This is a genomic window from Vibrio sp. MACH09 (assembly GCF_033238805.1).
In the GTDB taxonomy this organism is placed as follows: domain Bacteria; phylum Pseudomonadota; class Gammaproteobacteria; order Enterobacterales; family Vibrionaceae; genus Vibrio.
The window spans coordinates 501,132-514,047 of sequence record NZ_BSFZ01000002.1; the positions used below are offsets into that span (position 1 = coordinate 501,132).

At 43.0% G+C, this 12,916-nt stretch carries 9 protein-coding genes and 1 pseudogene; 9 read left to right on the plus strand and 1 reads right to left on the minus strand.

What is annotated here, in order from left to right; translation table 11 throughout:
- Positions 1-288: 288 nt before the first annotated feature.
- From CHJ_RS17490 to CHJ_RS17520, 7 genes are read left to right on the plus strand one after another with little or no spacing between them, the layout of a single operon-like run.
- The gene (locus tag CHJ_RS17490; RefSeq protein ID WP_317918443.1) at positions 289-1,446 is read left to right on the plus strand and encodes an iron-containing alcohol dehydrogenase; all 1,158 of its coding nucleotides are present in this window, start codon (positions 289-291) and stop codon (positions 1,444-1,446) included.
- 25 nt (positions 1,447-1,471) lie between these two features.
- Positions 1,472-2,215, plus strand: coding sequence for an HAD family hydrolase (locus CHJ_RS17495; protein WP_317918444.1), 744 nt, complete (start codon positions 1,472-1,474; stop codon positions 2,213-2,215).
- Positions 2,212-3,165 carry a transaldolase gene (gene tal, locus CHJ_RS17500; RefSeq protein WP_171753356.1) on the plus strand — a complete coding sequence of 318 codons (954 nt, stop codon included), beginning with the start codon at positions 2,212-2,214 and terminating at the stop codon, positions 3,163-3,165. Before CHJ_RS17495 ends, tal begins: the two co-directional genes overlap by 4 nt.
- A gap of 8 nt (positions 3,166-3,173) precedes the next feature.
- The gene (gene tkt / locus CHJ_RS17505) at positions 3,174-5,183 is read left to right on the plus strand and encodes a transketolase (protein WP_317918445.1); all 2,010 of its coding nucleotides are present in this window, start codon (positions 3,174-3,176) and stop codon (positions 5,181-5,183) included.
- Complete coding sequence (rpiA, locus tag CHJ_RS17510; RefSeq protein ID WP_171753358.1) at positions 5,176-5,880, plus strand: ribose-5-phosphate isomerase RpiA; 705 nt, start codon at positions 5,176-5,178, stop codon at positions 5,878-5,880. Before tkt ends, rpiA begins: the two co-directional genes overlap by 8 nt.
- Positions 5,881-5,912: 32 nt before the next feature.
- The gene (locus CHJ_RS17515; protein WP_317919206.1) at positions 5,913-7,316 is read left to right on the plus strand and encodes a Sapep family Mn(2+)-dependent dipeptidase; all 1,404 of its coding nucleotides are present in this window, start codon (positions 5,913-5,915) and stop codon (positions 7,314-7,316) included.
- Between the two features lie 9 nt (positions 7,317-7,325).
- Positions 7,326-8,906: a PTS transporter subunit EIIC gene (locus CHJ_RS17520; protein WP_317918446.1), complete on the plus strand. Its 1,581-nt coding sequence runs from the start codon at positions 7,326-7,328 to the stop codon at positions 8,904-8,906.
- 89 nt (positions 8,907-8,995) lie between these two features.
- On the opposite strand, the gene CHJ_RS17525 is transcribed toward CHJ_RS17520, so the two are convergent.
- Complete coding sequence (locus CHJ_RS17525; protein WP_317918447.1) at positions 8,996-9,715, minus strand: GntR family transcriptional regulator; 720 nt, start codon at positions 9,713-9,715, stop codon at positions 8,996-8,998.
- 657 nt (positions 9,716-10,372) lie between these two features.
- On the opposite strand from CHJ_RS17525, the gene CHJ_RS17530 reads away from it, so the two are divergent.
- On the plus strand, positions 10,373-12,010 hold the full coding sequence (locus tag CHJ_RS17530) for a PTS fructose transporter subunit IIC (RefSeq protein WP_317918448.1): 1,638 nt from the start codon (positions 10,373-10,375) through the stop codon (positions 12,008-12,010).
- A 396-nt stretch (positions 12,011-12,406) separates the two neighbouring features.
- A pseudogene (locus CHJ_RS17535) lies at positions 12,407-12,883 on the plus strand (fructose PTS transporter subunit IIA); the annotation flags it as partial.
- Between the last annotated feature and the right edge of the window lie 33 nt (positions 12,884-12,916).

Consider the following 12,916-nt stretch of genomic DNA (forward strand, 5'->3'; position numbering starts at 1 on the left):
CTTATTAGGGTCTGTTGATCTTTCGCGACTATTTTTGCAACAAACGCTGCCCGAAAGGTTCATCTGAAAACGCCTTGAGCTGTGTTATGAGTCGTTTACATAGAATAACTATGCTGCTCTCCTCATGCCTTGCTCAAACCGCTTTCAGATTGAACAAAATTTGTTCTCGAAAGATCAACAGACCCTAGTTACTGACCTATAGGGTCATTGATTTGTACACAATCATCAACGCTAATTCTAACTGTTGTAACAACCAGCTGGATTAGCGTTAAAAAAACAGGAAAGAACATGACAGGATTTAATCATCATCAACCCACCATTTTGCATTTTGGTGCAGGAGAAATTAATAACATTGGCCAAGTTGTTGCTCTGTGGGGAAGCCGATGCCTTGTTGTCTCTGAACCTGTATTTGCGGCTGTAAAACCAGCTTATGATGGCATCTTTCACAACTTAACTCAGCAAGGGATAGAGATAACGCATTTTGATGGTGTTGTTCCTAACCCTCCTACAGAAGTCGTTGAAGCTGGGTGCAAGATGGCGAGAGAGGCACAGTGTGATGTGGTATTAGCTATCGGGGGAGGATCCTCGATAGATACTGCAAAAATCATTTCAGCCGCGACTAATCTCGACCAGATCGAGTGGTCATTTTGGTTTGAAAATTTTGATAAGCCATTTGGTGAGATTAAAACGTTACCAGCAGATGTTCTGCCTTTAATCGCCGTACCGACAACATCGGGAACAGGGTCGCAAGTCACTCATGCGGCAGTGATTACTGACACTGAACAGCACGCAAAGCTGACGTTATTTCACCCATCATTCTTTCCAAAACAAGCCGTTATCGATCCTGAATTAATGCTAACACTGCCAGCCAGAATGACGGCTATGACCGGATTCGATGCATTTTCTCATGCCTTTGAGTCATTCGTGGGCAATAGACCGTCTCCATTTGTCGATAGCATGGCTCTGCAAGCGATGAAGCTTATCGTCGAGACACTGCCTGCTGTTGTTGAAAATGGTGCAGACATAGAAGGTCGCAACAAACTGGCAATGGCAGACACTTATGCTGGTATCTCACTAGCAAATGGTGGTGCCGGAGCACCGCATCCAATGGGTGAAATACTAGGCAGCGTTAAAACACAATTGCCTCACGGGCTTACTCTAGCGGTGGTCTACCCTGCGTATCTATCTGAGCAATGGCGTAAACAACCAGAGCGTTTCGCCAAAGTAGCGGAACTATTTGGTGCCACTGGCAGCGTCGAAGAGAAAGCAGAATCACTCTCCGGTTATGTTTCGCAATTCCTGCAATCAATTGGTTTAGAGACCAGCTTGAGTCAGGTTGGTGTGACAGAACAAGAACTTGATGCGCTTTTGCCTATTTTTGCTTTTGATCTTCCGACAACAAGTGGGATAGAGATGCAAGCAATGTTAAAAGCCAGTTTTGCCTAGTCAGATTCAATCATAGGATCAAGCCATGAAAAGCAGAGTGAACGTCGATTATCCAGAGATCAATGAGTCAGGTAGAGAGGGGCTTTTGAACACGGATATTCAAGGATTGATCTTTGATTTTGATGGCCTTGTAGTCGATACCGAAACTTGTATGTTTAGAGCCTGGGAAGCTCTGTTGTCACCATACAATATTGAGGTGTCGCCGCTTATGGTAGCTGGCCTGGTTGGAAATTCAGTGCCAGCTACCGATCTTTATGCATCGTATCGTCAAGCAACGGCGAGTGACATATCGGATCAAGACATTACCGCATTGCTTTTAGATAAAGCCTATCAACTTATTGCGCAATCAGAGGCGAGAGAAGGGGGTCGAGATTACCTTACTTTTGCCAAACAGCAAGGCTGGAAGATTGCATTAGCGACCAGCTCCGAAGAAGAGCACTACCTACCAATACTGGATCGCTTAGGGTTGTGTGGTTTTTTTGATTGCTTTGTAGGTGCGGATCAAATTGAGCTGCAAAGAAGAAAACCGCAACCTGATGTCTATATTGAAGCACTTAATCAGTTAGGAATCGATGCCGATCGCGCTCTAGCATTCGAAGATTCACCCACGGGAATTACGGCAGCGAAGTCCGCGAAAATTACCACAGTAGCAGTCAGCAACTTCTTAACTCGCCATTTAGATCTTTCTGCGGCGGATAAAGTATTAGGCTCAATGGCTGAGCTAACGTTGACGGAACTAGTAACAGAATTTAACGAGAGAAAAAAATGAACAAACTGCAACAGCTTAAAGCATATACAACCGTCGTCGCTGATACCGGTGACATTGATGCTATTTCAGCTTTTACACCAGAAGATGCAACAACTAACCCTTCTTTGGTACTAAAAGCGGCAGAGATGCCTCAGTATGATCATCTTATTGAACAAGCAGTAGGATGGGCTAAAGAACAGAGTGACAAGCCAGAACAACAAGTTATCGATGCAGCAGACAAGTTGGCAGTAAACATTGGGTTAGAAATTTTAAAGCTGGTACCGGGTCGAATTTCAACAGAAGTGGACGCACGTTTATCATTTGATAAAGAGCAAAGCCTTACCAAAGCACGTAAATTGATTGCTATGTACAACAAAGCTGGCATCAGCAATGACCGTATTCTGATTAAACTTGCGGCAACGTGGGAAGGGATTTGTGCAGCAAAAGAGTTAGAGAAAGAAGGCATTAACTGTAACTTAACTTTACTGTTTAATTTCGCTCAAGCAAAAGCGTGTGCAGAAGCCGGCGTGTTTCTAATTTCGCCATTTGTTGGACGAATTCTTGACTGGTACTGTGCAAATACAGAAAACAAATCTTACCCCGCGGATCAAGATCCTGGCGTGGTATCGGTAAGCGAAATCTACAATTATTACAAAGATCATGGTTACCAAACCGTGGTGATGGGTGCAAGCTTCCGTAACATTGATGAAGTACTAGCGTTAGCTGGTTGTGACCGTTTGACCATAGGTCCGGCACTACTAGACCAACTTGCTGAGTCCGAAGGTCAAGTGGATCTTAAGTTGGACGGCAAACGCGAGAACATTCTCGCAGCACCTGCAGCAATGACTGAGCCAGAATTCCGCTGGCAGATGAATCAAGACCCTATGGCAACAGAAAAACTGTCAGAAGGCATTCGTAACTTCGCTGTGGATCAGGGCAAGCTTGAAGCCATGATCGCTGATCGTCTGTAGGAGTTATCATGATGAATCGTTCTAAATTAGCCAATGCTATTCGCGTACTGAGCATGGATGCGGTTGAAAAAGCCGCTTCTGGTCACCCTGGCGCTCCTATGGGAATGGCAGATATCGCTGAAGTATTATGGCGTGATTTCTTAAAGCACAATCCAACTAATCCTGAATGGCCTAACAGAGATAGATTTATCTTATCTAATGGTCACGGCTCAATGCTGATTTACAGCTTATTGCATTTGTCCGGTTATGAGCTCTCCATTGATGATATTAAATCTTTCCGTCAGCTGCACAGCAAAACAGCGGGTCATCCTGAGTATGGTTATGCTCCGGGTATTGAAACAACAACAGGTCCACTAGGCCAAGGTATTACCAACGGTGTTGGTATGGCATTGGCTGAGAAGGTTCTGGCTGAGCAGTTTAACCGCGAAACCTACAACATTGTTGATCACCATACTTATGTCTTTATGGGTGATGGTTGCATGATGGAAGGTATTTCGCATGAAGCTTGCTCACTCGCAGGAACACTAGGTTTAGGTAAACTGATCGCCTTTTGGGATGACAACGGTATCTCTATCGACGGTGAAGTTGATGGTTGGTTCTCTGACGATACCCCTAAACGATTTGAAGCGTACGGTTGGCAAGTACTTGCCAACGTAGATGGCCATGACGCTAATGCGATATCTGAAGCTATTGCAACGGCTAAGCTAGATGAAAATCGACCTACCTTGATCTGTTGTAAAACTGTGATTGGTTATGGCTCTCCAAATAAATCAGGCAGCCATGACTGTCACGGAGCTCCGCTAGGGGCAGATGAAGTTAAGTTGGTTCGTCAGCAGCTAGAATGGCCGCATGCCGAATTTGAAATTCCTGCTGAGGTATACAGCGAGTGGGATGCTAAGGAACAAGGGGCGCAATCTGAAAGCGAATGGCAAGAGCTGTTTACCGCTTATCAACAAGCATTCCCTGAGTTAGCAAAAGAGTTTACCCGCCGAACCAATAAATCGTTACCGGAAGAGTGGTCAAGCATCAGTGAAAAAGTGATTGCTGATTTACAACAAAATCCACAAAACATTGCTAGCAGAAAAGCGTCGCAAAATGCTTTAGAAGCTTTTGCACCTATGCTTCCTGAGTTTTTTGGTGGCTCTGCAGATTTAACACCGTCCAACTTAACTAACTGGACCGGCTCAAAAGCGATTACTACTGCTGATGCATCAGGTAATTACCTTAGCTATGGTGTACGTGAGTTCGCGATGTCAGCAATGATGAATGGTATGGCGTTGCATGGTGGGTTTATCCCTTACGGCGGAACATTCCTGATGTTCATGGAGTACGCAAAAAATGCTTTGCGTATGGCGTCTTTGATGAAGCAAAGAGCCATCTTTGTTTACACTCATGACTCCATCGGACTCGGTGAAGATGGCCCAACGCATCAGCCTATTGAGCAAATCTCTTCACTACGACTAACGCCAAACATGAGCACATGGCGACCTTGTGACCAAGTAGAAACCGCGGTTGCTTGGAAATACGCTGTAGGGCGCGTAGATGGCCCGACATCGCTTATTTTCTCTCGTCAAAATCTGCCTCAGTTCGACCGAGATCAACAGACATTAAGTAACGTTGCCCGAGGGGGATATGTTCTATCTGACTGTGGTGGTGAACCTGAGCTTATTATTATCGCCACAGGTTCTGAAGTGAACTTAGCGATGCAAGCGAAACAAGTACTCGCTGAAAAAGGTATTGAGGTGAGAGTGGTTTCTATGCCTTGTACTGATGCCTTTGATAAGCAGAGCGCAGAATATAAAGAGTCGGTATTACCTTCCGGCGTACATTGTCGTTTGGCGATTGAAGCAGGCATTAAAGATTACTGGTACAAGTACGTTGGTTTGGATGGTGACATCGTGGCAATGACCACTTTTGGTGAGTCTGCTCCGGCGGATCAACTGTTCGAACTATACGGCTTTACCGTTGATAATGTTGTATCTAAAGCGCAGGCAGTATTGGACAAAAATAATGGCTAAATCACACTATTTTTCTAATGTAACCACGACGTGTTTACGCGAAAAGTCCGCCACAGTGGCATTAGACTATTTGCTTGATCACTTAACCCCATCGAGTGTCATTGGTGTGGGTACCGGAGCCACGGTGGAAGTGTTCTTAACCTTGTTAGTAGAGAGTCGAGCGGATTTTGCTTATTGCGTTTCAAGTTCGGAGCGTTCAAGCAAAGCGATACAAGCTTTGGCTCTTAATGAACAGCCTTTATCTGAGTGCAGTTCTGTTGACTTCTACATCGATGGTATTGATGAAGGAACAATGGAAGGTGCGACGATTAAAGGTGGTGGTGCTGCACTGGCTAGAGAGAAAATTCTAGCCACGCAATCTAATGTGTTTATTACCATCGCAGATCAAGGCCGTAAGGTTGAGAAACTGGGTACATTCCCTCTGCCAATTGAGGTTCTTCCTGCAGGTCGTGCATCAGCTGTTGAAGCCTTGCAACAACTTGGTGGTAACCCTGTACAGCGTGCGGATTGTGTGACGGATAATGGTAATATCATCTTAGACACATCAGGTTTACCATTTGGTAATAGCGCCGACTTGGAGTGGCAACTTAATACCATTCCGGGTGTTGTTGAAAACGGCATTTTTGCTCATCGAAAAGCCGATTTTATGGCTTTTTCTGATGACAACGGTGTGGAATGGGTTTCTGTGACTGAGTAATGACACAGATTAACGAGCATAATGAGTAGATGATGGTTATGGATGAATTCACGCAATTGAGTCAACACTATTTTGAAAAGAATAGAGACAATATTGTTAACGATATTTCCACTCTTGTCGCCGTTGCTTCGGTACGAGAAGAGTCTACTCGTTGTGACTTGGCCCCATTTGGAAAACCCATTCGTCAAGCATTCGACAAACTGATTGCGATGGCTTCAGCGATGGGTTTTCAGGTTGAAGACCATAATGGCTATGCTATTGATATTAGTTATGGAGAGGGTGAGCAAGAGATCGCCATACTTCACCATATTGATGTAGTTTCCGCTGAGGATCACTCCCTATGGAACACTCCTCCGTATCAAGTAGTAGAAAAACAGGGCTTCATTTATGGTCGAGGAACCACAGACAATAAAGGTCCTCTGATTGCTAGTTTATATCTGCTTAAGTTGTTTAAAGAGCAGCAGTTACCGCTAGACAAAAAAATCAGAATTATTGTTGGTGGTGCTGAAGAGACCACTTGGGAATGTATCGAGCATTACTTCAAGACACAGCCCCAACCTGATTATGCATTTTCTCCCGATGGCGACTTCCCAATCGTTAACGGAGAATCTGGCATCTTATATTCTTCATTCTCTGGGCAGTGTAGCAAGCCTAGTGAAGAAGCATTATGCAGAATCATAAGCATCATTAGCGAACGTGACAGAACATCCACCTGTCACAAGTTAGAGTTGATTCTTGCAGGCAGTATGGCCGAGGACGTGGCCAAACTATTTCCGAACGGTGTTATTGATATGCACACTTTAGATAATACGGTCTCGGTAAGTTTAAAAACGCCATGGGAGAAATCCCGAAACCCACAAAATACGTCAAATTGTATGGATAAAATGGTTAACGTATTGCGTGGGGTTGAGTATTTAGACCATAACGCCAAAAATTTAATCTCACTGTTAGATGATCTATTTGCAGCATCATCGAATGGGTCAAAGTTAGGTTTAAATCATATTGACGATGAGATGGGTTCGACAACCTGTTGTGTCTCAGCCATCAATATGGATCAACAAACATTTAGTGTGGATTTTGACTTTCGGTATCCTAAAGGCCTGACGATTGAGTCGATTCGATCCCAACTTCAATTATTGTCTAAACAGTATGAAGTGAATTGGACTGAACATCAGTACTTACCTCTATCTTACCTCTCTCCCGAAAGTTCACTTATCCGATCAATGGAAAAAGCCTACTTGGATGTTATGGGTGTTGAAGCACACTGTTTTAGTAAGCGAGCGGCCTCTTATGCTCGTTCGTTACAGAATGGTGTTGCATTTGGCCCTACTTTTTCCGGCGACAAAACAAACGTACATGAGCCAAACGAACGGCTTCGTATTGAGTCATTAAAAAAAGCATTTTCAATATACGTGAAAGTTCTCATATCACTTTAGGAGTAAATTATGAGAGATAAGGTTCAAGCACTTGCTGGCGGTATGATGGTATCAATCATCGTATTGGTTATCGCGGGGATATTTATTGGGGTTGGAGCAGGTATTATTAACCAGATGTCATCTTCTGACTCGGTTATATGGGCATTCTTTAAGCTAATGCTCGATTTAGGTCTAATGGTAATGAGAAACTTACCTCCTTTCTTTGCCATTGGCTTGGCATTTGCTCTCGCAAAATCGGAGAAGGGTTGGGCGGCATTTACCGGCTTCACCATGTTTATGTGTTTTAACGTAGCTATAGGCTCCATTGCGGCATTTAATGGCTGGACTCAAGAAACAACAAGTGTTCAATCTTTAGTTGCTGATTTTGGTATGGAAACGCCAGATGCACAGAATTTTAACTCTCTATGGGGTGAAAGCTTAGGTGTATTTAGTTACAACATGGGTATCTTTAGCGGTATCTTAATGGGCTGTATTACGGCGTGGCTACACAACCGTTTCTATAAATTTGAAATGCCAACCATGCTGAGCTTCTTCTCTGGCCCACGTGCTGTAGTGATCTTCGGTTACTTTGCCGTTATGCCAATTAGCTTGGTTGTTTACTACGCATGGCCTCCAATCGCTGGTGCGCTTCAGTCAGTAACAGGGTTAATTACCAGTTCTGGTCTATTTGGTTCATTCCTATTTGGTGTGTTTGACAAAGGGTTACTACCTGTTGGTCTGCACCACCTTATTGCCTTCCCTATCGAGTACACTCGTGTTGGTGGTGTAATGGAAATTGATGGTGTGGTATACGAAGGTGTTCGTAACATCATGAACGGCCAAATGAGCTCGCCTGACGCATTGGGTTACATCACTCATAACTTTACCAGCGGACGTATTCTTATTCAGTCTGGTGGCCTAGTTGGTGCGGCCTACGCGATGTATGTTACTTCTCGACCTGAGAACCGTAAGAAAGTCGCTGCGATTATGATCCCAGCAGTATTTACTGCCGCGGTAATTGGTATTACTGAACCGTTAGAGTATACCTTCTTGTTTGTTCAGCCTTTCTTGTACTTTGCTGTGCACGTGCCTCTAAATGGTTTGGCGTATGTTCTAACTGAAATGACCAATGTTTCCATTCATGGTAACCAGTGGTTGTTTATGGTGCCTAACTTGCTGCAACCGCAAAAAGTCCATGCTTGGTCACTGCTGTGGTTAGTACCTCTTTACTTTGTTGTGTACTTTTTCACCTTCAAGTACTTTATCTTGAAGTTCAAGTCAAAAACGCCAGGTCGTGAAGATGAAGGTGAAGATGTAACCTTGTACTCAAAGAGTGACTTTAAAGCGAAAGATCAAAATGATAAATCCAAGCTAGCGGCAGACATAATTGAAGCTCTTGGTGGTGAAGCAAATATCGAAAATGTCGCCAACTGCGCCACTCGATTGAGAGTCTCCTTGATTGATGATTCTTTAACAGCGTCTGATGATGTTTGGAAGAAGCAACTCGGAGCAATGGGTGTCGTGCGGATGGAAAAAGGCATTCAAGTTATATTTGGACCAAAAGTAATTACTCTGGCCAGTGAACTAAAAGAGCAACTCAACTTTAGTTAATGGGCATTAAATTTAGATAGTGATGAGTTACTTCTAAATATGATAAAAAAGACCAACATGATGTTGGTCTTTTTTGTGTTCAATTTGTATTAGTTATTGTGCCGCTTAGCAATTAAGGTGAACTTGTAATCTGTCGACTTAAAGAAATTGCGGCTATATTCAAAGACAGTACCGTCAGCAAGATAACCACGGGTCCGTTTCTCTATTATGGGTTGTGACGCATCGATACCCAATAAGGAGGCGATACTGCTATCGGGTAAAATAGGCACGATTTCTTGCTCACTTCTGTCAATGACTAACCCTTTTTGTTTCTCAATATAGTCATACTTTGAGTTTCGCATTACTTCATAGCTAAGATCAGGAAACAGGTTTAGTGGCATCCATGTCTCTTCAACCGTGATAGGGTTGTCGGCGATAAAACGCACTCGCCTAATGTAAAATATACGCTCACTTTCATCGATATTTAGGTGTTCTGCGATGGTTAAGCTAGGTAGAGTGATCTCAAAGGCGAGCACGTCACTATGGGTGGCAACATTAAGGTGCGCCCATTTTTCATTGAAACTCGATTGTTGATAGATATCGTAATTGATTTTGCTCGACTTTACATAGGTCCCACTTCCTTGGACACTCTCTAGTTCATCATTTTCTATCAGCAGTTTTAGTGCTTGCCTTACGGTAACTCGACTAACGGAAAATACTTCCCTTAATTGAGCTTCGGTAGGCAGTGCTTCACCTACTTTGTACTCACCTTCAGTGATTTTTTCTCTAATGGCATCGGCAATCTGGCGATACATCGGAAGTCTTGCCATGGTTACCTCTTTCATTGTGGCAGGTTACTTGAGCGGTCTAATTGGTAATCAGTAGACATAATACAAATTAATGGTAATAACACAACTTAAATTAAATCATTTAGTTAAAAAGTCTCAATGCATAGTCGTGAGCGCCATTTATCTAGCATGTGATCGGATGTTTACTGTTTTCATAGTTGTCTACTATTTGTTACTACAAAACGTTATGATCAAGAAAATTAGAGGTTGAGTTTCGGTAATTTTGTTTTGATTTCCTCTGAACAGATTAAAACTGTTAAGCATGGTAGCAGGCTTTTTCTATCTTTTTAGAAAGGAAATAAAGGCTTTTTCTGTTGGTGTGCTTATATAATTTTATATATTACAATTGGTTATGCGTGGTCATGATGTTTTTCTGAGTTGTTTTAATATTGTTTTCTTTTTCTGGTGTTGTTGTATTCATATTAATTAATACAAATTTAATACAAAAGATCCGTTTTGTGTGAGTGTTGTCACGGATGATTAGAAAAAATGGTGCGATTATATATTCAATGAGTAAGAAAACACCGACTCATATTATTCCGAAATAAATGTGTGGCCTTGGAAAGAAGAGTTGAAAGGATGATCAATGACTGCACATTTACTTCTAGACTGTAGAGAGATGAGATAAAGGATAACAAGATGAAAATCTTAGCCATTACTGCATGTACCGCTGGGGTCGCTCATACTTATATGGCGGCCAAAACCTTAGAGAAAAAGGCAAAAGCACGCGGTTATGAAATCAAAGTAGAAAAGCAAGGTGCAAACGGTATTGATGATCGTATTACTGCACAAGATATTGCTGAAGCCTCGGGCATTATTTTCGCAACGGATGTTGGAGTGGCGGAAGTGGAGCGTTTTGAAGGTCTAATTTCTGTTCAAGGTAAAGTGAAAGACGGGATTAAAAAAGCTGACCAGATGATTGATGCGTTAGAGCAAAAAATTCAAGCGGATGGCGGGGAGAAGAAAGCTCCGGCAGCGTCGGCGACTAACGAATTTACTCAACAAGAAGAAGACAATGACAACATGGTTGTTAAGTTCTTGAAAAGTTGGTACAAAGGCGCACTTTCAGGCGTATCTCACATCATCCCTCTTGTCATAATCGGTGGTCTTTGTGTAGGTCTATTAAACCTATTCTTTGGCTACGATTATACTCACCTTTATGATGAAGCGATTCTCACTGAATACACTGGCAAAACTTATGCTGACCTAGGCATTCTTAATGCGGCAGAAGGGTTAGCAAATAGCGAAATTGGTGCCATTAAGAAAGAAGTTTATGCTGCGATTGCAGAGCCTGCAGCAAAGGCTGAGTTTGAAGCTTCTTTTCAAGGCATTGTTCACTTCCTGTACTACAGTACGTTAAAAGCATTTAACCCCTTATTAATCTGTGTACTGGCAGCATTTACCGCTTACGGTATGGTTGGTAAACCCGGTCTTGCCCCTGGTTTTGTAGGTGGTTTCGTCGCTGTTGGTGGTAGTTTCGGTAAAATCTCCATTATGACGGGGGGATTTCTTGGGGGGTTAGTCGCGGGTGCAGCAGCAGCGTTATTCGTTATGCTTGTTCGTCAGATAAAAGTTCCCGCAGTGCTGGAGTCGGTTAAGATGATTATCATCACACCACTGCTAGCGGGTGTGTTAACTCTCATCTTCATGTATGCAGGTCCTGGTAAGTTTTTCGCAACGCTAAACTCTGGTTTAGTGGAGTGGTTGACATCAATGGGCACCAACAACCTTCTGATTCTGGGCTTCATCCTTGGTGCAATGGCTTGTTTCGATATGGGTGGGCCAGTTAACAAAGCGGCTTACATGTTCTGTATCGGTGTTGGTACAAGTGGCAGCTTTGCTGGTGATGCATCTATTTTCTACGCAGCATTTACTGCCGCGAAATGTATCCCAGGTATGTCATTAGGTATTATGTCATTTGTCTTTAAACGCTTTTTCGACGAGGAAGACCGTCTTGCCGGCCCATCTACAGCAATCTTAGGTTTCTGTGGAATTACGGAAGGTGCAATCCCTTACGCAGTTAAAGATCCAATGCGTATCATCCCGGCTCATATGATTGGTGGTGGTGTTGCATCTGGCCTTATCCTGTCATCAAAAATTACCATAGGTACAGTAGCGGGTGGTGCGGTATTTATGTTGCCAGTCATCAGTGAACCTTTGACATGGTTGGCTTACTTCGCAATAGGTATTGCTGTCTCAATGATTATCACTATTGGCCTGAAGATGATGAGCAAAGAGGGTAAAAAAGTTCAAAAACAAGTTCAAAGCCAAGCTTAAACAAAGATGTTCTTCGGTATTCATTTTTCAGTGAATACCGAATTCTTAGGTTAAGTAAGAGATTCAACCTTTGGCTGCGGGTTCTACTTTTCAGAAAGATATCAATCCAAGTACTTTCAAAGTGCTTGGATTTTTTTAGTTCTATAGATCATAGAACGACAGCGTTTGTGAATAACAAATCCTTTTACAAAGGGAATCAATCGTTGCTGCGGCGACAGGCGCAGCAAAATAAATCAATACAAAAGCAATACAAATTAGGGTCAATTTGAGGCGTTGATCACAATTAATTTGTATTAATGGTTGTATTATTAATTCATTGCTGATGATAAGCTTGGTTTAAACTAACGAGTGACCAACGCGTCATCATACTTATTTCCATGACGGTGAGACAAGGCCATGAAACTAACCACAATTACTGATGCATCGCTTATCAACATTAAAATGACATTTAACAGTCGAGATGAGGCGATCAGAGCACTTGCAGAACAACTTAATCAACAAGGTAAGCTGCACGATCTGGACGAGTACTTAGAAGCGGTATATGCACGTGAAGCGCATGGCGCTACCGCTTTAGGTGAAGGGTTGGCAGTTCCGCACGGTAAAACTGACGCAGTGAAAGAAGCCGCGTTTGCTGTTGCCACGTTAGCAGAAGATGTTAAGTGGCCGGGTATCGATGAAGATGATGATGAAGAAGATGTGAATCTTATTTTCCTGATTGCCATTCCAAACGCAGAAGCAGGTTCAACTCATATGCACTTGCTTACCGCACTAACGTCTACTTTGGTTGATGATGATGTACGTGAAGCTGTTCTTAACGCCTCTAGCGCAGACGAAATCTTAACGATTTTTGATGAGCAGAGTGAAGATGAAGAGCCGACATCGCAAGCGACTCCCGCACCACAAACA